We start from the raw sequence: 17914 nt of genomic DNA, 5'->3' as shown, positions 1-17914 counted from the left end.
GCCCGTTCTGCCGGGGAATTGACAAGTGAGGAGCTTCGGATGACGAACAATTTCGGACTCGCGGACGATCCGGTCGTCAAGGCGGCCAACAAGATCTCCGAGACGGCCAACGCCGTGACCAGGCAGGCCCGTGAGCTGGCCGACATCCTCGCCACCGCGCACGCCGGCTGGACCGGTGTCGGCGCGGGCGGCTTCCGGAAGGCCCAGTCGGACCTCAACCTCGACCACGACGAGATCCGCCGGCTGCTCACCGTCCTCCACGACGCCGTCGCGCAGACGAAGAACCTGACCAACGCACAGGACGAGGACGTCCGCGCGGCGTTCCACACCATCAACGCCGGCGCGCGTGCCGGGACCGGCGGCCGCTCGGGCCTCGACAGCATCTGACGCCCGCCCGCCCCCGCCCGCCCCAAGCCCGAAGGAGAAGGACATGGCAGGCAACGAAGACGGCCACACCCGGGTACGGTACGAGAGCGTCCAGCAGATGGCGGACCGCATCCGCGTCGTCTCCAAGAACATCCTCAAGGACCTGGAGGAGATGGAGTCGGCCGTGAAGGCCGTCACCGACACCTGGGACGGCGAGGCGCACGTCGCCTACCTCGACCTCCAGAAGAAGTACCACGCCCGCGCCGACCACATGCAGAAGCAGCTGGAGTCCGTCGCCCAGCTCATCGAGCGCGGCAAGGGCGACTACCGCGTCACCGACGTGAAGGCCTCGCGCCTGTTCACCGAGGCCTTCTGAGCCCGCCCGGCAGGCCGAGGGGGCGCGCCCCGGACGGGGCGCGCCCCCTTCGCCGTACCCGGCCCGAGGGCCTCCGGGGCCTCGGGGGCCTCAGGTGAGGTCGAACTCCCCGTCGCGGGCTCCGAGCACGAAGGCCTCCCACTCGGCCGCCGTGTAGCGCAGCACCGTCTCACGGTCCAGCGAGGACCGCATCGCCACCGCCCCCTCGGGCAGCTTGGCGATCTCCACCCGCTCCTCGTCCGGGTTGGTCCCGGGCGGCCCCTGCCACTCGACGTCGCTGATGTCGAGCGCGTACAGCTCGTCCTTCTCCTGCTGGGTGCCCATGTGCGGCCCTTCCCGTCGGTCGTGCGGTGCTGCTCGGTCTTCGCTGCCGATTATCGGCGCAACGCGGCCCCGTGGGGAGCCGTTTCCGCCCGATCACCGGGAGCTCCCGCGGGCCGGGCCCTACAGCCCCGGCATCCGGCCCAGCTGGACCAGTGAGGTACCGCGCCGGCGCGATACGCGGTAGCCGCGGCCCGGGGGCATCGGGCGGGAGCGGACACTGCCGAGCAGCTCTCCCTCCGAGGGGTCGCCCGACAGGATCACGCCCTGTGCCCCCAGCTCCTTGATCCGCTGCATGAAGGGCTCGTACATCGCCCGCGAGGCCCCCGCCGAACTGCGCGCGATCACGAACCGGACCCCGGTGTCCCGGGCGAACGGCAGGAACTCCACCAGCTGCGCCAGCGGATTGCCCTGGCTGGTGGCGACCAGGTCGTAGTCGTCGATCACGATGAACACGTCCGGGCCCGTCCACCAGCTGCGGTCCCGCAGCTGCTGCGGGGTGACGTCCGGCGGCGGCTGCCTGCGCGAGAACACCCCGACCAGCGCCTCCATGTGCGTCCGCAGGGAGTTCGCCATCGGCGCGTACTCCAGCAGGTACTCCTCCGGCAGCGCCCCCAGCAGCCCGCGCCGGTAGTCACCGACGACCAGCTTGGCCTGGTCCGGACGGTAGCGCTGGGCGATCTGCTGCGCGATCAGCCGCAGCAGGTTCGTCTTGCCCGACTCGCTCTCGCCGAACACCAGGAAGAAGGGGTCGCTCTCGAAGTCGACGAACACCGGCTCCAGGGCGGTCTCGTCGATGCCGATCGCGATCCCGCGCTCGGGGAACTCCCCGCCCTTGGGCAGCCGGTCCGCGTGCAGCAGCCGCGGCAGCAGCCGCACCCCGGGAGCGGAGGGGCCCGCCCAGCCCGCGCGCACCGCCGCGACGAACTCCTCGGTGCCCCGCGAGAGGGTCTCCGCGTCGTGCGAGCCGTCGATCCGCGGCAGTGCCCCCAGGAAGTGCAGCTTCTCCGGCACCTGGCCGCGCCCCGGCATCCCCGCGGGCACGTTGGCCGCCACCCGCCGGTCGAACTCGGAATCCATCACGTCGCCGAGCCGCAGCTCCAGCCGGCCCGGCATCTGGTCCTTGAGCGCCGCCCGCACCTCCATGTACCGGGCCGCCGTCACCACCACGTGGATGCCGTAGCCGAGACCCCGGGCCGCGATGTCCGTGACCACCGCCTCCAGGCCCTCGTACTCGCCGCGGAAGCCGCCCCAGCCGTCGACGATCAGGAACACGTCGCCCCACGCCTCGCCGGGCAGCTCCCCCGCCGCGCGCCGGCGCCGGTAGGTGCCGATGGAGTCGATGCCGTGCGCCCGGAAGAACTCCTCCCGGCGGGCCAGGATCCCCGCCACCTCCGCGACCGTGCGCCGCACCCGCTCCGGATCCAGCCGGGAGGCGATCCCGCCCACGTGCGGCAGCTCCGCCACCGAGGACATCGCGCCCCCGCCGAAGTCCAGCCCGTAGAACTGCACCTCGCGCGGGGTGTGCGTGAGCGCGAACGAGCAGATCAGCGTCCGCATCAGCGTCGACTTGCCCGACTGCGGACCGCCCACCACCATCATGTGCCCCGCGGCGCCCGAGAAGTCCCGGTAGAGCACCTCGCGCCGCTGCTCGAAGGGCTTGTCGATCAGCCCGAGCGGCACCACCAGCCCGCCCGGCCGCGTGTACCCCTGTGCGTGCAGCCCGCGCTCCGCCGAAGGCGCCAGGGCCGGCAGCAGCTGGTCCAGGGACGGCGCCCGGTCCAGCGGCGGCAGCCACACCTGGTGCGCCGGTACGCCCTGCCCCTCCAGCCGGCCCACGATCACGTCGAGCACCGTGTCCGCGAGGGCGTCGTCCTCCCGCGCCGGCCGCTCCGCCGGGTCCGCCGGGTCCGGGGCCGCGTACACCACCGGCACCGGAGCCGCCGTGAACAGCGCGGGACGGCGCTCCACCGGGAACGTCCCCACCGCCGGGTCCGGCCCGCCCGAGCGGTAGACCCCCGAGACGTACGCCGCCTTGAAGCGGGTCATCTCGTCCGTGCCGAACTTCAGGTAGCCCGATCCGGGCACCGACGGGAGGTGGTACGCGTCCGGCACCCCGATCGCCGTCCGCGACTCCGCCGCCGAGAAGGTGCGCAGACCGATCCGGTAGGAGAGGTACGTGTCCAGGCCGCGCAGCTTGCCCTCCTCCAGCCGCTGCGACGCCAGCAGCAGGTGCACCCCCAGCGAGCGGCCGATCCTGCCGATCTGGATGAACATGTCGATGAAGTCGGGCTTCGCGGTCAGCAGCTCGCTGAACTCGTCGATGACCAGCACCAGTGTGGCCAGCGGCTCCAGCGGGGCACCCGCCGCGCGGGCCTTCTCGTAGTCGTGGATGTTCGCGTAGTTGCCCGCCGAACGCAGCAGCTCCTGCCGGCGCTGGAGCTCGCCGCGGATCGAGTCGCCCATCCGGTCGACCAGCGTCAGGTCGTCCGCCAGGTTGGTGATCACGGCCGCGACGTGCGGCATCTGCCCCATGCCCGTGAAGGTGGCACCGCCCTTGAAGTCCGCGAGGACGAAGTTCAGCGTCTCCGAGGTGTGCGTGACCGCCAGCCCCAGCACCAGCGTGCGCAGCAGCTCCGACTTGCCCGAACCGGTCGCCCCCACGCACAGCCCGTGCGGGCCCATGCCCTCCCGCGCGGCCTCCTTCAGGTCCAGCATCACCGGCGCACCGTCCTCGCCCACCCCGATCGGCACCCGCAGCCGCTCGCCGGCCGACCTCGGCCGCCAGGTGCGGGACACGTCGACCTGGGCCGCGTCACCCAGGTTCAGCAGGTCGGTGAAGTCCAGGTTCGCCAGCAGCGGCTCGTCGTCGTCCCCGCCGCCTGTGCGCAGCGGCGCCAGCTGCCGGGCCAGGGCCTCCGCCGCGGGCAGCGACAGGGTGTCCGGCACCCCCTCGTACGCGACCCCCGCGCCCGACTCCAGCCGCAGCCGGCCCGGCCGCGCCACGACCGACAGCCCCCCGCGCCGAGGGGTCTCCCCGGCGAAGCGGGGGGACTCGTCCGGCTCACCCGCGGCCACCTCCACGACGGTCACGCCCTGGAGCCCCTCGGCCGCCGCTAACACCGAGTCCGGCGGCACCATGCCGCCGTCGAGGACCACCACCAGGTGCGGCTGGTCCAGCACCGGCGACACCTCCCGGCTGAACCGCGGCCGGCCCTCCAGCCGGGACCCCAGCAGCCCCTCCAGTTCCCCCAGGTCGTCGACGAACAGCCGCTTCGTCCCGGCACCGTCGAGCCGCCCGGGCACCTGCGTGTGCGGCAGCCACTTCACCCAGTCCCACGACGGCACCGCCCCCGGCGCGGCCACCACCGCCACCACCAGGTCCTCGGGGGAGTGCAGCGTCACCAGCTGCGCCACCATCGCCCGCGCGACGCCGCGCGCCGACTCCGCCTCCCCGGCCACCGTCAAGTGGTGGAACGCCCGGATCGACACCGCCACCGGCAGCCCCTCCAGCGAGGAGTGCACCTTCAGGAAGCGCTGCATCGCCCCGGCCGCCAACGGCTCCAGCTCGTCCACCGGGGCCGTGTCCGGAGCCACCAGCGCGGTAGCGAGCCGCTGCGCGCCCAGCCCCAGCCGGGCCTGCCCGAAGTCAGCGTCACCGACCCGCCGCTCCCACAGCCGCGAGCCCTCCGCCACCACCGACCACAGCTGCTCGGGCGCCGGGTGCAGGTACAGCTGCGCGTCGCGCTGCGCCCGCGCGGTGCGGCGTACCTGACGGCGTGTCTGCGCGAGGTACTTGAGGTAGTCCCGCCGCACATCGGCCATCTGCCCCTGCGTACCGCGCCGGTGGCGCACCAGCTGGGCGATGACCATGCCCACCGTCGACGCCAGCATCAGCACGCCCATGACGCGCATGAAAGGCGCGGCGCCCGGCATGAAGAAGAAGACGACCGAGGAACCCATGCCCAGCATCGGCAGGAGCTGCATCAGCATGCCCTCCTGCTGCCCCCGGGGGAGTTCCGGCGGCGCCTCCAGCCTCAGCTCGTCCGAAGGGACCTCGGGCGGCAGGGCCCGCGGCGGGCGTTTGACGACGATCTGGCTCACCGGAGCATCAATCCCTCGAAAAAACAGGCGGGACGTCGCAGCCGGCGCCCCCAAGTCCCGGACGTCCGGGGCCACTCCGCCACCCGGCGCCCGACGCGGACGGCGATCCTACTTGCCTTGGACCGGGCGGCCGCCCGGTAGGGTGACGCCCGCGTCACGCGCATCCGCGAACGGGCCCCCGCCGCGGCGGGGCGGCGCCAACGGGAGGGTCACAGAGGTGAGTACGGCCGAGGCGACCGGATTCTGCAGGGTCACCGTCGTGGCACCCGACAGCCGCATCGACGTCGCCCTCCCGGAGGACATCGCCGTCGCCGACGTCTATCCCGAACTGCTGCGCCTCACCGGCCAGACCCAGCCCGTCGGCGCCCCCACCGGCTTCCACCTGGTCCGCCGCTCCGGTACCGTCCTCGACGGCGCCCGCACCCTCGCCGCCCAGCGGGTCCTCGACGGCGAGGTGCTCATCCTGCGCCCCTTCGCCGAGTCCCTGCCGCCGGCGGTCTTCGACGACGTCTCCGACGCCGTCGCCTCCGCCGTCGTCCGCGACCGGCACCGCTGGAGCGACGACATGCTGCGCGGCGCGGGCCTGGCCGGCGCCGCGCTGCTGCTCGTCCTGCTCGGCTTCGTCCTCTGGTACGCCGACCCGGTCCGGCACGACATGCACGGCCTCCCCGGGATCATCGCCGGCGCCGTCGGCCTCCTGCTCACCGCCGCCGCCGGGGTGCGCGCCCGCGTCTACCGGGACCGCGGCTCCGCCGTCGCGCTCGGCCTCGGCGCCCTGCCCCACCTGCTGATCGCCGGCGCCGGCATCGTCGCCGCCGGCGCCGGCCAGGGACCCGGGCGGCTGCAGTTCCTGCTCGGCTGCGCCTGCGTCCTGATCGCCTCCGTCGCGCTGACCGCGCTCGCCCCGGACGGGGACGCCCCCTTCGTCGCCGCCACCTTCCTCGCCGCCACCGGCACCCTGGCCGCCTTCGGCGCCATCGCCGCCGATGCCTCCGCCACGGCCGCCGCCGCCGTGTGCGCCCCCGTCGCCATCGGGCTCGTCGCCTTCCTGCCGGGCCTCTCCGCCCGCTTCGCCCGGCTGCCCATCGGGTACGCCGCCCCGCGGAGCGCCGCCCCGGGATACGGGGCCCCGGACCACTACGACGCCGACCCGTACGCCGACCGGGGCGCGGACGACCAGCAGACGGCCCCGCTCGACGCCGAGGCCATCGCCGCCCAGGCGCGGCGCGGCCACGAGATGCTGCTCGGCCTCGTCGGGGGGTGCGCGGCCGTCGCCGTGGGAGCCTGCGCGATCCTCGGCTTCTCCGACGGCACCTGGGGCCGGCTGCTGGCCCTGGCCACCGGCCTGGCGATGCTGATGCGGGCCCGCCTCTTCCGCTACACCTCCCAGGTGGTCTGCGCCCTGGCCGCGGGCCTGGCCGCCGTCGGGCTGCTGGTCCTCGGCCTGGCCCTGCACCCGCCGGCCGATCTCGTGTTCGAGCTCACCCGCTACCACGACCGCGGCGGCCTGGACCTGCGTACGGTCTGGCTCTCGGCCGCCGTCGCCGCGGGCGCCGCCCTCCTCGCCGGAATCTCGCTTGTCATCTCCCGCAGGGGTCTGTCACCCTTCTGGGGAAGGCTGCTCGACCTCACCGAGGCCGCGGTCCTGCTCGCCCTGGTGCCGCTGGCCCTGGCCGTGCTCGACGTTTACGGCCGCGCCCGCTCTCTCACCAGCTGAGACGTCGAGTCCCGGCAGCCTGGTACGCTGTGTGACGGCCGTTTGTGTACGCGTCCCCGGAGTCCTCTGGAGACAGCGCTCAGCGGACCCCGCCTCCCGAGTTACGGAAGCTCCCCAGAGAATTCGACCTGGGGCACTCGGTGGCCACGAAGACCTACACGAGGAGTAAGCGTGCCGCTCGACGCCGCTACGAAGAAGCAGATCATCGCCGAGTTCGGTGCCAAGGAGGGCGACACCGGCTCTCCCGAGGTCCAGGTCGCGATGCTCTCCCGCCGCATCTCGGACCTGACCGAGCACCTCAAGACCCACAAGCACGACCACCACTCCCGTCGTGGTCTGCTGATCCTGGTCGGCCAGCGCCGCCGCCTGCTGCAGTACCTGGCCAAGAAGGACATCCAGCGCTTCCGTACGCTGGTCGAGCGCCTCGGCATCCGCCGCGGTGCGGCCGGCGCCAAGTAAGCACACTGTGAAGGGAGCGGTTCCCACACCGATGGGGCCGCTCCCTTTGCCGTACGTGCGCGACGTACCGGACGCTTTGTAGTCTGGAGCACAGCGCACAACTGAAGAGGAGGAGCGCCCTCCCACGCCGCCGGTCCTCGGTAGTGGCATCCGGAAAGCCCCGTCGGAGGGGCCGAGACCGGGTGCTTCGATCGAAGACCGGCCCGCACGCCAGGAGCGCTTCTCCGCAACCGTCCACCACCACACGGGTGGCGGACGGAGACGACGAAAATGGAGAAAACGCTAGTGGAGAACGAGACCCACTACGCCGAGGCCGTCATTGACAACGGCTCCTTCGGCACCCGCACCATCCGCTTCGAGACGGGCCGCCTCGCCCGCCAGGCCGCCGGCTCCGCCGTTGCCTACCTGGACGACGACACGATGGTGCTGTCCGCGACCACCGCGTCGAAGAAGCCCAAGGACCAGCTCGACTTCTTCCCCCTGACGGTGGACGTCGAGGAGCGCCAGTACGCGGCCGGCAAGATCCCCGGCTCGTTCTTCCGCCGCGAGGGCCGCCCCTCCGAGGACGCGATCCTCACCTGCCGCCTGATCGACCGCCCGCTGCGCCCCTCCTTCAAGAAGGGCCTGCGCAACGAGATCCAGGTCGTCGCCACCATCATGGCGCTCAACCCGGACCACCTGTACGACGTCATCGCGATCAACGCCGCGTCCGCGTCCACCCAGCTGGCCGGCCTGCCCTTCTCCGGCCCGATCGGCGGCGTCCGCGTCGCGCTGATCCGCGGCCAGTGGGTGGCCTTCCCGACGCACACCGAGCTCGAGGACGCCGTCTTCGACATGGTCGTCGCGGGCCGCGTCCTGGAGGACGGCGACGTCGCGATCATGATGGTCGAGGCCGAGGCCACCGAGCGGACCATCGCCCTGGTCAAGGGCGGCGCCGAGGCGCCCACCGAGGAGGTCGTGGCCGCCGGCCTCGACGCCTCGAAGCCCTTCATCAAGGTCCTGTGCAAGGCCCAGGCCGACCTGGCCTCCAAGGCCGCCAAGCCCGAGGGCGAGTTCCCGGTCTTCCTGGACTACCAGGACGACGTGTACGAGGCCCTCGCGGCCGCCGTCAAGGGCGAGCTCTCCCAGGCGCTGACCATCGCGGGCAAGCAGGACCGCGAGGCCGAGCTGGACCGCGTCAAGGAGATCGCCGCCGAGAAGCTCCTCCCGGCCTTCGAGGGCCGCGAGAAGGAGATCTCCGCCGCCTACCGCAGCCTGACCAAGGCCCTGGTGCGCGAGCGCGTCATCAAGGACAAGGTCCGCATCGACGGCCGTGGCCTGACGGACATCCGCACCCTCGCCGCCGAGGTCGAGGCCATCCCGCGCGTGCACGGTTCGGCGCTGTTCGAGCGTGGCGAGACCCAGATCCTGGGCGTCACCACCCTCAACATGCTCCGCATGGAGCAGCAGCTGGACACCCTCTCCCCGGTGACCCGCAAGCGCTACATGCACAACTACAACTTCCCGCCGTACTCCGTCGGCGAGACCGGCCGCGTGGGCTCCCCCAAGCGCCGCGAGATCGGCCACGGCGCGCTCGCCGAGCGCGCGATCGTGCCGGTCCTGCCGACCCGCGAGGAGTTCCCCTACGCGATCCGCCAGGTGTCCGAGGCCCTCGGCTCCAACGGTTCGACGTCCATGGGCTCGGTCTGCGCCTCGACCATGTCGCTGCTGAACGCCGGTGTGCCCCTCAAGGCCCCCGTCGCCGGTATCGCCATGGGCCTGATCTCCCAGGAGATCGACGGCAAGACCCACTACGTCGCCCTCACCGACATCCTCGGTGCGGAGGACGCCTTCGGTGACATGGACTTCAAGGTCGCCGGCACCAAGGAGTTCGTCACCGCCCTCCAGCTCGACACCAAGCTGGACGGCATCCCGGCCTCCGTCCTGGCCGCGGCCCTGACCCAGGCCCGCGACGCCCGCCTCCACATCCTCGACGTGATGATGGAAGCGATCGACACGCCGGACGAGATGTCCCCGAACGCCCCGCGGATCATCACCGTCAAGATCCCCGTGGACAAGATCGGCGAGGTCATCGGCCCCAAGGGCAAGATGATCAACCAGATCCAGGAGGACACCGGCGCCGAGATCACGATCGAGGACGACGGCACCATCTACATCGGTGCCTCCGACGGCCCGGCCGCCGAGGCCGCCCGCGCCACGATCAACGCGATCGCCAACCCGACCATGCCGGAGGTCGGCGAGCGCTACCTGGGTACGGTCGTCAAGACCACCACCTTCGGTGCCTTCGTCTCCCTCATGCCCGGCAAGGACGGCCTGCTGCACATCTCGCAGATCCGCAAGCTCGCCGGCGGCAAGCGCGTGGAGAACGTCGAGGACGTGCTCGCGGTCGGCACCAAGGTCCAGGTCGAGATCGCCGAGATCGACCAGCGCGGCAAGCTCTCCCTGGTCCCCGTGATCGAGGGCGAGGCCGACACCGCCGAGGCCGACAAGGACGACTCCGACAAGTGACGTCGCGTAGTTCCCGTGTGACGGCCCGCCCCTCTTCGGAGGGGCGGGCCGTCGCCCGTACCCAAACACTCCTCAAGGGCCGCAGCGGCATCGGCACCGTCCGGCGCACGGTCCTGCCCGGCGGACTGCGCGTCGTCACCGAGACGCTGCCCTCCGTCCGCTCCGCCACCTTCGGCATCTGGGCCAACGTGGGCTCGCGCGACGAGACGCCCAGTCTCAACGGCGCCACCCACTACCTGGAGCACCTCCTCTTCAAGGGCACCGCCAAGCGCAGCGCCCTCGACATCTCCTCCGCGATCGACGCGGTCGGCGGCGAGATGAACGCCTTCACGGCGAAGGAGTACACCTGCTACTACGCCCGGGTCCTCGACACGGACCTGCCGCTCGCCATCGACGTGGTCTGCGACATGCTGACCGGCTCGCTGATCCGCGAGGAGGACGTCGACGCCGAGCGCGGCGTCATCCTCGAAGAGATCGCGATGACCGAGGACGACCCGGGTGACGTGGTCCACGACCTGTTCGCCCAGACCATGTACGGGGACTCGCCGCTCGGCCGCCCCGTCCTCGGCACCGTCGACACCATCAACGCCCTCGGCGCCGACCGGATCCGCCGCTTCTGGAAGAAGCACTACGACCCGACCCGCCTCGTCGTGGCCGCCGCCGGCAACGTCGACCACAACAAGGTCGTACGCCAGGTCCGCGCGGCATTCGAGAAGGCCGGCGCCCTCAAGCACACCGACGCCCGGCCCGTAGGCCCGCGCACCGGCACCAAGCGGATCCGCACCGCCGGCCGCGTCGACCTGGTCAACCGCAAGACCGAGCAGGCCCACGTGGTCCTCGGCATGCCCGGCCTCGCCCGCACCGACGACCGCCGCTGGGCGATGGGCGTACTGAACACCGCCCTGGGCGGCGGCATGTCCTCCCGGCTCTTCCAGGAGGTCCGCGAGAAGCGCGGCCTGGCCTACAGCGTGTACTCGTACACCTCGGGCTTCGCCGACACCGGCCTCTTCGGCGTCTACGCCGGCTGCCGGCCCAGCCAGGTCCACGACGTGCTGAGGATCTGCCGCCAGGAGCTCGACACCGTCGCCTCCGAAGGCCTCACCGACGAGGAGATCCGGCGGGCCGTCGGCCAGCTCTCCGGCTCCACCGTCCTCGGCCTGGAGGACACCGGCGCGATCATGAACCGCATCGGCAAGAGCGAGCTGTGCTGGGGCGACCAGATGTCCGTCGACGACATGCTGGCCCGCATCTCCGAGGTGACCCCGGACGACGTCCGCGCGGTCGCCCGGGATGTACTGGCCCAGCGGCCCTCGCTGGCGGTGATCGGCCCGCTCAAGGAGAAGCAGGCCGCCCGCCTCGACGAAGCGGTCGCCTAGAACCGTACGCACGCACCCTAAGGAAGCAACAATGAGCAAGCTGCGCGTGGCAGTCCTCGGCGCCCGGGGCCGCATCGGCTCCGAGGCGGTCAGGGCCGTGGAGGCCGCCGAGGACATGGAGCTGGTGGCGGCCCTGGGGCGGGGCGACAAGCTGGAGACGGTGGCCGAGGCGGGAGCCCAGGTCGCGGTCGAGCTGACCACCCCCGACTCGGTGATGGGGAACCTGGACTTCCTCGTCAGCCACGGCATCCACGCCGTGGTCGGCACCACCGGCTGGAACGAGGACCGCCTCGCCCGGCTGAACACCTGGCTGGCCGCCTCCCCGGAGACCGGTGTGCTCATCGCCCCGAACTTCTCCATCGGCGCCGTGCTCACCATGAAGTTCGCCGCCCAGGCCGCCCGCTACTTCGAGTCCGTCGAGGTCGTCGAGCTCCACCATCCCAAGAAGGCCGACGCTCCGTCCGGCACGGCGACCCGTACGGCCCAGCTCATCGCGGCCGCGCGCGCCGAGGCCGGCCTCGGCGCCCAGCCCGACGCCACCGCCACGGCCCTCGACGGCGCCCGCGGCGCCGACGTCGACGGCGTCCCGGTCCACGCCATCCGCCTGCGCGGCCTGCTGGCCCACCAGGAGGTGCTGCTCGGCGGCGAGGGCGAGACCCTGACCATCCGTCACGACTCCCTGCACCACAGCAGCTTCATGCCGGGCATCCTGCTCGGCGCCCGCCGCGTGACGCAGACCCCGGGCCTCACCTTCGGCCTGGAAAACTTCCTCGACCTCGGCTGATGAGGCAGTGACACCCATGCGCGCGAAGATCACCTACCTCGTCACGGCCGCCGTCCTGGTCGTCTACTTCGTCCTGGTCGGCAGCCGGGGCCTGCTGCTGATCCAGCAGGGCACCTGGCTCACCGTCACGTTCGGTGCGGCCGTGCTGGTCCTGCCGGTCATCGGCATCTGGTTCCTCTGGATGAACACCCGCTTCGTCACCCGGGCCAACCAGCTCGCCTCCGAGCTGGAAGCCGAGGGCGGTCTGCCCGCCGACGAACTGGAACGGGACGAGTACGGCCGGATCCTGCGCGATTCCGCCGACGAGGTCTTCGCGCGCCGCAAGGCGGAGACCGAGGACGCCCCGGGGGACTGGCGCACCTGGTTCCGCCTCGCCGTCGCCTACCACGACGCCCGCGACACCCCGCGGGCCCGCAAGGCCATGCAGCGGGCCATCGCCCTGCACCAGGCGCGCGCGTAGCCGCACGGACGCGGAACACGGAAGGGCCCGTACAGGACGATCCCCGTACGGGCCCTCGTGCCGTTCCCGACCGTCAGGCGGGCACCGCCCGGTACGCGTCGGCCCACGCCTCCAGCTGTGCGGCGGCCCGGTCGAAGGCCTCGCCCCGCGCCAGGAAGTCGGCGCTGTGGTCGGTCAGCAGCACCGTCAGCTCCCGGCCGCGCGCGTCCACCGTCAGCGCCTGCCCCTGCACGGTCCGAGGCAGCCCCAGCCAGCGCACCGGCTGCTGCACCGTGCGGACCTTCTCGATCTCGCTCCAGGCGATGGACCGGGTCCCGAAGAACCCGACCCGGCGCAGCCCGGCGGGGCTCACCCACACGCCCGCGCGCAGGAGCCGCAGCGCGGAGCCGACCACGGCCAGCGAGGCGGCCCCGGCGATGCCGGCACCCGTCCAGGTGCCCGCGAAGGCGATGATCACCGTGGCCAGCAGCATGAAGGCCGAGAGCAGCAGCATCACCGCCGCACCGGCGACCCGCCAGGGGCCGGGCCGGTAGGGGCGGCGCCAGCGCTCGGGATCCACATGGGGGAGGGCTTCGTCCTCGTGTGCGTCGAAGACGCCGTCGGCCGTCAAGAAGGGCAGGGGCACGGCAGGACCTCACTCACATGCACGTTCGGTTGGGCTGTGCCCGAGAGGCTACCGCCCTCCGGACACCTCGGATTGCTGCGCCGTCCCCGCGGGCCGGTCGGACGCCTGGTACGGCCGCAGCGCGGGCATGCCGAAGAGCAGCGAGCCCACGAGCCCCGCCACCACGGTCAGTCCGACCAGACTACGGGCGGTGATCTGGGTGACGCTCGGACTCTCGCGCGGCGGCGGAGTGACATTGCTTCGGAAACGCTCGGCCTCGGCGACGAAGGCGAAGGGAACGGGTTCGCGCCGGCGGAACACGGTGGCGGCTCTCCTCGGGGTCGAGGGCTCTTGGCCCGGTCTTGACGGATGGTGTGCTTTCTCCCGGTCAGACGAACGAACGGCCCGATGGGTGCCCGATTTCGGGACATCGAGCAGAATTCGTGGCTGCCCGTCAGCCCCGCGCAGCTCACCGCCCGCCTGGCGGCCCGGGCGGTGGCCGGTCGGGGCGTCCGCCCGATCCGCCGTAGAGTGGGCGCGCCCCTCGAAAGACCCGTTCGGAAGGACCCCGTGTGAGCGACACCGCCGCCTCAGACCCGAAACTTAGCTTCCGCAGTGACGTGACGGTGGAGCTGGTGAAGCACGCCGCCACCGACAGCGACGTGTTGTGGGCCGCCCGCGTCTCCACGGCCGGCGAGCAGTCCCTGGAGGAGCTCCAGAAGGACCCGGAGCGTTCCAAGGGCCTCATCAACTACCTGATGCGCGACCGCCACGGCAGCCCCTTCGAGCACAACTCGATGACCTTCTTCATCAGCGCGCCGATCTTCGTGTTCCGGGAGTTCATGCGCCACCGCGTGGGCTGGTCCTACAACGAGGAGTCCGGCCGCTACAGGGAGCTGGAGCCGGTCTTCTACGTCCCCGACGCCGAGCGCAAGCTCGTCCAGGAGGGCCGCCCGGGCAAGTACGTCTTCGTCGAGGGCACCGAGGCGCAGCTGGAGCTCACGGGCCGCGTCATGGAGGACTCCTACCGTCAGGCCTACGAGGCGTACCAGGAGATGCTCGCGGCCGGCGTGGCCCGCGAGGTGGCCCGTTCGGTCCTGCCGGTCGGACTCTTCTCCTCGATGTACGCCACCTGCAACGCCCGCTCGCTCATGCACTTCCTCGGTCTGCGCACCCAGCACGAGCTGGCGAAGGTCCCGTCCTTCCCGCAGCGGGAGATCGAGATGGTCGGCGAGAAGATGGAGCAGCACTGGGCGAAGCTCATGCCGCTGACCTACGCGGCCTTCAACGCCAACGGTCGCGTTGCCCCGTAAGGGCTGATGCACGGCTGGCGTACACATGTGCTGGGACAAGTCCCAAGTGTCCGTATTGCGGCGTTTCGTAAAGTTCATCTAGGCTGATCAAACGGACCCGGCACTGCTTGAACCCCCGAGCAGGCAGTGCCGGGATCCCACACCCACCCGGCTCCCGCCGGGCGGCACCGCCTGTTGACGTCCCCCGAGGGGACATCGCGAGCATGGCAGCGAGTAGCGTGTTACCCATGGCTCCGATCTCGACTCCGCAGACCCCCTTCGGGCGGGTCCTCACCGCCATGATCACGCCGTTCACGGCTGATGGCGCACTTGACCTCGACGGCGCGCAGCGTCTCGCCGTCCACCTGGTGGACGCAGGCAACGACGGCCTGATCGTCAACGGCACCACCGGTGAGTCGCCCACCACCACCGACGCGGAGAAAAACGACCTCGTACGAGCCGTACTGGAGGCGGTCGGCGACCGCGCCCACGTCGTGGCCGGCATCGGCACCAACGACACCCGCCACACCCTCGAGCTGGCCCGCCAGGCCGAGCGCACCGGGGCCCACGGTCTCCTCGCCGTGACGCCGTACTACAGCAAGCCACCGCAGGAAGGCCTCTTCCAGCACTTCACGGCCATCGCCGACGCCACCGGCCTGCCGGTCATGCTCTACGACATCCCCGGCCGCAGCGGTGTCCCGATCAACACGGAAACGCTGGTCAGGCTGGCCGAGCACCCCCGGATCGTGGCCAACAAGGACGCCAAGGGCGACCTCGGGCGCGCCAGCTGGGCCATCGCCCAGAGCGGCCTGGCCTGGTACTCCGGCGACGACATGCTGAACCTGCCGCTCCTGTCGGTCGGCGCCGTCGGCTTCGTCTCCGTCGTCAGCCACGTGGTCAGCCCCGAGCTGCGCGCGATGCTCGAGGCCCACCTCGGCGGCGACGTCCAGAAGGCCACGGAGATCCACCAGAAGCTGCTCCCGGTCTTCACGGGTATGTTCCGCACCCAGGGCGTCATGACCACCAAGGCCGCCCTGTCCCTCCAGGGCCTGCCCGCGGGCCCGCTGCGCCTGCCCCTCATCGGCCTGACCGACGAAGAGACGGCCCAGCTCAAGATCGATCTTGCCGCGGGCGGGGTACAGCTCTGACAACAGACTTCACAACTGAATAAGCAAGACCGAAACAGACAAGAGCAAGTGCACGAATGACATGCGCGCCACGTGCCTGAGGGGTACGTGGCGCGCGTGGTGAAGGAGAACCTTTGAGCCATCCGCACCCTGAACTCGGCCCGCCGCCCAAGCTTCCCAAGGGCGGCCTCCGGGTCACCCCGCTGGGCGGCCTCGGCGAGATCGGCCGCAACATGACCGTCTTCGAGTTCGACGGCCGCCTGCTGATCGTCGACTGCGGCGTGCTCTTCCCCGAGGAGGAGCAGCCGGGCATCGACCTGATCCTGCCGGACTTCACGTCGATCCGGGACCGTCTCGACGACATCGAGGGCATCGTCCTCACCCACGGTCACGAGGACCACATCGGCGCCGTTCCGTACCTCCTCCGGGAGAAGCCGGACATCCCGCTGATCGGCTCCAAGCTGACGCTGGCGCTCATCGAGGCCAAGCTGCAGGAGCACCGCATCCGCCCCTACACCCTCGAGGTGAAGGAGGGCGAGCGCGAGAACCTGGGCCCCTTCGACTGCGAGTTCATCGCCGTCAACCACTCCATCCCGGACGCCCTGGCCGTCGCCATCCGCACCGGTGCGGGTCTCGTCGTCGCCACCGGCGACTTCAAGATGGACCAGCTCCCGATGGACAACCGCCTCACCGACCTGCACGCCTTCGCGCGTCTGAGCGAAGAGGGCATCGACCTCCTCCTCTCGGACTCGACGAACGCCGAGGTCCCGGGCTTCGTCCCGCCGGAGCGCGACATCTCCAACGTGATCCGCGGAGTGTTCGCGGGCGCGCAGAAGCGGATCATCGTGGCCTCCTTCGCGAGCCACGTGCACCGCATCCAGCAGATCCTGGACGCCGCCCACGAGTACGGCCGTCGCGTCGCCTTCGTCGGCCGCTCCATGGTGCGCAACATGGGCATCGCCCGTGACCTGGGCTACCTGCGCGTGCCGGCCGGCCTCGTCGTCGACGTCAAGACCCTCGACGACCTGCCGGACGACGAGGTCGTGCTCGTCTGCACGGGCTCCCAGGGCGAGCCCATGGCGGCCCTGTCCCGGATGGCGAACCGCGACCACCAGATCCGGATCGTCCCCGGCGACACCGTGATCCTGGCGTCGTCCCTGATCCCGGGCAACGAGAACGCGGTCTACCGTGTGATCAACGGCCTGACCCGCTGGGGCGCCAACGTCGTGCACAAGGGCAACGCCAAGGTCCACGTCTCCGGCCACGCCTCCGCCGGCGAGCTGCTGTACTTCTACAACATCTGCAAGCCGCGGAACCTGATGCCGGTCCACGGCGAGTGGCGCCACCTGCGCGCCAACGCCGAGCTCGGCGCCATGACGGGCGTCCCGAAGGACCGCATCGTCATCGCCGAGGACGGCGTGGTCGTCGACCTGATCGACGGCAAGGCCCGGATCTCCGGCAAGGTCCAGGCCGGCTACGTGTACGTGGACGGCCTCTCGGTCGGCGACGTCACCGAGGCCTCCCTCAAGGACCGTCGCATCCTCGGCGACGAGGGCATCGTCTCGGTCTACGTCGTGGTCGACAGCACCACGGGCAAGGTCGTCAGCGGCCCGAACATCCAGGCCCGCGGTTCCGGTATCGAGGACTCGGCCTTCGGGCCGGTCAGCGCGAAGATCGAGGAAGCCATCGCCCGCGCCGCGGCCGACGGCGTCGCGGAGCCGCACCAGATCCAGCAGCTCATCCGCCGGACCATGGGCAAGTGGGTGTCGGACAGCTACCGCCGCCGCCCGATGATCCTCCCGGTCGTGGTCGAGGTCTGACCTCGGCATACGTAGCGACCCCACGGGAGCGGGGCAACCGGATTTGCATCCGGGGGCCCCGCTCCAGTACGTTTACGGCTCCACCTCGCAAGGACCGGGCTCACACGTGTGCCCGTTGCCGCACGCGAGAGGGTGGCAATCAGCACTCAGGGAGACCTGATAAAGTCTGATCCGCCCGAATGGGAAAGGCCCCCCGAAGGCCATCGGAATTCGAAACCAGGTCGGAAACGACACGGAAAAGAATCTGATAGAGTCGGAGCCGCCGGAAAGGGAAAGCGCGAAAGCGCAGAACCTCGAAGGCGCCGAGGAAATCGGACACGAAAGAGTCTGATAGAGTCGGAAACGCAAGAACGAAGAACAGAACGAAAGTCCGGAGGAAAGCCCGAGAGGGTGAGTACAAAGGAAGCGTCCGTTCCTTGAGAACTCAACAGCGTGCCAAAAATCAACGCCAGAAGTTGATACCCCGTCCACTCCGGTGGATGAGGTTCCTTTGAAAAAGACCTGTGGGGTCGCCTTCGGGTGATGCTTGCAGGCAACAAAACACAGCGAGGACGTTGTGGTCAGTCGGTCTTATTCCGACCGTGGCTGACCCGCTCTTTC

General features: G+C 70.9%; 15 protein-coding genes. 11 read left to right on the top strand and 4 right to left on the bottom strand.

What is annotated here, in order from left to right:
- The first annotated feature begins 39 nt into the window (after positions 1–39).
- Entirely contained in the window at positions 40–387 is a 348-nt protein-coding gene (locus tag ACFY7H_RS25065) for a hypothetical protein (protein WP_388941828.1), read from the top strand.
- Positions 388–430: 43 nt separating this feature from the next.
- Positions 431–742 (top strand): WXG100 family type VII secretion target, encoded by a 312-nt coding sequence (locus ACFY7H_RS25060; RefSeq protein WP_388941825.1) that lies wholly within the window; start codon positions 431–433, stop codon positions 740–742.
- A gap of 90 nt (positions 743–832) precedes the next feature.
- Here the strand turns inward: ACFY7H_RS25060 and ACFY7H_RS25055 are convergent, their stop codons facing one another.
- Together ACFY7H_RS25055 and eccCa are read right to left on the bottom strand one after the other, a co-directional pair.
- Positions 833–1066, bottom strand: coding sequence for a DUF397 domain-containing protein (locus ACFY7H_RS25055; protein WP_388941823.1), 234 nt, complete (start codon positions 1064–1066; stop codon positions 833–835).
- 120 nt (positions 1067–1186) lie between these two features.
- Complete coding sequence (gene eccCa / locus ACFY7H_RS25050; protein WP_388941820.1) at positions 1187–5167, bottom strand: type VII secretion protein EccCa; 3981 nt, start codon at positions 5165–5167, stop codon at positions 1187–1189.
- Positions 5168–5384: 217 nt separating this feature from the next.
- On the opposite strand from eccCa, the gene eccD reads away from it, so the two are divergent.
- From eccD to ACFY7H_RS25020, 6 genes are all read left to right on the top strand, one after another.
- Positions 5385–6884 carry a type VII secretion integral membrane protein EccD gene (gene eccD, locus ACFY7H_RS25045; protein WP_388941817.1) on the top strand — a complete coding sequence of 500 codons (1500 nt, stop codon included), beginning with the start codon at positions 5385–5387 and terminating at the stop codon, positions 6882–6884.
- A 171-nt stretch (positions 6885–7055) separates the two neighbouring features.
- Positions 7056–7343 (top strand): 30S ribosomal protein S15, encoded by a 288-nt coding sequence (rpsO, locus tag ACFY7H_RS25040; protein ID WP_007266917.1) that lies wholly within the window; start codon positions 7056–7058, stop codon positions 7341–7343.
- Positions 7344–7628: 285 nt separating this feature from the next.
- A complete protein-coding gene (locus ACFY7H_RS25035; RefSeq protein WP_388942153.1) occupies positions 7629–9851 on the top strand; it encodes a polyribonucleotide nucleotidyltransferase in 2223 nt (740 codons plus the stop codon).
- The gene (locus ACFY7H_RS25030) at positions 9848–11227 is read left to right on the top strand and encodes a M16 family metallopeptidase (protein ID WP_388941814.1); all 1380 of its coding nucleotides are present in this window, start codon (positions 9848–9850) and stop codon (positions 11225–11227) included. Before ACFY7H_RS25035 ends, ACFY7H_RS25030 begins: the two co-directional genes overlap by 4 nt.
- Before the next feature lie 31 nt (positions 11228–11258).
- Entirely contained in the window at positions 11259–12011 is a 753-nt protein-coding gene (dapB, locus tag ACFY7H_RS25025; protein WP_388941811.1) for a 4-hydroxy-tetrahydrodipicolinate reductase, read from the top strand.
- Positions 12012–12027: 16 nt separating this feature from the next.
- The gene (locus ACFY7H_RS25020) at positions 12028–12471 is read left to right on the top strand and encodes a hypothetical protein (RefSeq protein WP_388941808.1); all 444 of its coding nucleotides are present in this window, start codon (positions 12028–12030) and stop codon (positions 12469–12471) included.
- A gap of 73 nt (positions 12472–12544) precedes the next feature.
- Here ACFY7H_RS25020 and ACFY7H_RS25015 read toward each other — a convergent pair whose 3' ends face one another.
- Positions 12545–13096, bottom strand: a complete 552-nt coding sequence (locus ACFY7H_RS25015) for a PH domain-containing protein (protein ID WP_388941805.1) — start codon at positions 13094–13096, stop codon at positions 12545–12547.
- A gap of 48 nt (positions 13097–13144) precedes the next feature.
- Complete coding sequence (locus ACFY7H_RS25010) at positions 13145–13396, bottom strand: hypothetical protein (protein ID WP_388941803.1); 252 nt, start codon at positions 13394–13396, stop codon at positions 13145–13147.
- 251 nt (positions 13397–13647) lie between these two features.
- Between ACFY7H_RS25010 and thyX the strand changes: the two genes are divergently transcribed.
- The 3 genes from thyX to ACFY7H_RS24995 all read left to right on the top strand — a co-directional run bounded on the left by thyX (position 13648) and on the right by ACFY7H_RS24995 (position 17314).
- The gene (gene thyX, locus ACFY7H_RS25005; protein WP_388941800.1) at positions 13648–14388 is read left to right on the top strand and encodes an FAD-dependent thymidylate synthase; all 741 of its coding nucleotides are present in this window, start codon (positions 13648–13650) and stop codon (positions 14386–14388) included.
- Between the two features lie 227 nt (positions 14389–14615).
- Positions 14616–15515, top strand: a complete 900-nt coding sequence (gene dapA, locus ACFY7H_RS25000; protein ID WP_388941797.1) for a 4-hydroxy-tetrahydrodipicolinate synthase — start codon at positions 14616–14618, stop codon at positions 15513–15515.
- A 113-nt stretch (positions 15516–15628) separates the two neighbouring features.
- Positions 15629–17314 (top strand): ribonuclease J, encoded by a 1686-nt coding sequence (locus ACFY7H_RS24995; RefSeq protein WP_388941795.1) that lies wholly within the window; start codon positions 15629–15631, stop codon positions 17312–17314.
- Positions 17315–17914: the final 600 nt, after the last annotated feature.

It is taken from the genome of Streptomyces sp. NPDC012794 (assembly GCF_042901085.1).
Classification (GTDB): domain Bacteria; phylum Actinomycetota; class Actinomycetes; order Streptomycetales; family Streptomycetaceae; genus Streptomyces.
The sequence above is the reverse complement of the archived record's forward strand: the minus strand, read 5'-3'. Positions and strand labels throughout refer to the sequence as shown.

Bases quoted from the DNA above. Each gene is read 5' to 3' on its own strand.
- ACFY7H_RS25055 (WP_388941823.1), bottom strand. From the start codon at position 1,066: ATGGGCACCCAGCAGGAGAAGGACGAGCTGTACGCGCTCGACATCAGC.
- ACFY7H_RS25060 (WP_388941825.1), top strand. From the start codon at position 431: ATGGCAGGCAACGAAGACGGCCACACCCGGGTACGGTACGAGAGCGTC.
- ACFY7H_RS25020 (WP_388941808.1), top strand. From the start codon at position 12,028: ATGCGCGCGAAGATCACCTACCTCGTCACGGCCGCCGTCCTGGTCGTC.
- dapB (WP_388941811.1), top strand. From the start codon at position 11,259: ATGAGCAAGCTGCGCGTGGCAGTCCTCGGCGCCCGGGGCCGCATCGGC.
- dapA (WP_388941797.1), top strand. From the start codon at position 14,616: ATGGCTCCGATCTCGACTCCGCAGACCCCCTTCGGGCGGGTCCTCACC.
- ACFY7H_RS25065 (WP_388941828.1), top strand. From the start codon at position 40: ATGACGAACAATTTCGGACTCGCGGACGATCCGGTCGTCAAGGCGGCC.